1 protein-coding gene is annotated in these 1,209 nt (G+C 54.3%); it reads right to left on the bottom strand.

What is annotated here, in order from left to right; genetic code table 11:
* Positions 1–3: 3 nt before the first annotated feature.
* A complete protein-coding gene (locus ACP5D4_RS21630; RefSeq protein WP_428013671.1) occupies positions 4–1,098 on the bottom strand; it encodes a M48 family metalloprotease in 1,095 nt (364 codons plus the stop codon).
* Between the last annotated feature and the right edge of the window lie 111 nt (positions 1,099–1,209).

Here is a 1,209-nt window from a genome sequence, read left to right as displayed (position 1 = left end):
GCTTTAGACCCAAAATTTCTGGTAACCGTTCTCCACGATGAGCCGTTCCAGATACTCGATGCGATCGCTCGTATCCGGGTGCGTCGAAAGCCACGCCCAACCCGACGGCGAATCGTCCCGTTCGTGGAGTTCCCGCATCACGTTCCACAACCCATCGGCGGCGTATCCCGAAGTCGCCAAAATGCGCGTTCCCAAAATGTCCGCTTGTCGTTCTTGGTCGCGACTGTAATCGAAAAACATCAAATCGCTGAGAATTCCTCCCGCATAGGCAACCAACCCCACCACGTTACCGAACATCGTGGCGTCCACCATCCGTTGGAAGCCGTGAGACAGAACCGCGTGAGACAGTTCGTGCGCCAACAACCCCGCCAGTTCCGCTTCCGACTCCATGGCCAAAATCGCCCCGGCGTGAACGAAGATTTTTCCGCCGGGAAGGGCAAAGGCGTTCACGTTCTCGTCTAGAATCACATAAAACTCGTACTCCATTTCTCGCCCGGTTAAATCGGCCAGGCGATCGCCGATATCACTGATGTAATCCGTCACTTGCGCGTCTTCAACGAGGGGAAGTCGTTCTTGAGCGACTTCAACGAATTTTTCCCCAACAGTATCTTCCCCTTGGAGCAATAGAAACGCCAGTTTTAACGTCGGAATAGCCGCGAAGGGCGAACCCGTTGCGAAGACGCTCAACGCTCCGGTAAAAACGGAGGCGATCGCACTTTCTCGCAAGTCCGCCCGTAAATCCCGCTGAAATTCTTCAAACATTTCGTCAGCGAAGCCTCGGAAATTGTCCGCCCGAGAATGTTCCGGAAGTAAAATTGAAAATTGACGGGCGGCCATCGAAGCTTCCAGCCATTTTTCGGCGTCCGCCAGATGATAAATATACGCTTCGACGAGAGGGGCTTCGGTAGGATACATCGACGCCGCCCGTTCGAGGATTTCTAGGGCTTCTTCGGGGCGATCTCGATCGCGCAACACCGCCGCCAATCTCAAATAACCGGGGATAAATTCAGGATGTTCCTCGATGAGGAGTTCCAAGGGGACGAAAATGCGCGTTTCCAGTCCCATTTCGATTCCGGCGGTGGATTCTCGCCAATACACCGCCCCCGCTGGGGAGAGTAAATCGCGATCGGAAAACGGTTCCCGCCGTTGACTGAATTCTTCGACGGCTTCAGAAAAGGGCGGTTTGACCGAAAATTAGGGGTTTCAAGC

The sequence above is a fragment of the Baaleninema sp. genome (assembly GCF_049974805.1).
GTDB lineage: Bacteria > Cyanobacteriota > Cyanobacteriia > Cyanobacteriales > Geitlerinemataceae > Baaleninema.
This window is presented reverse-complemented; position numbering and strand designations above follow the sequence as displayed.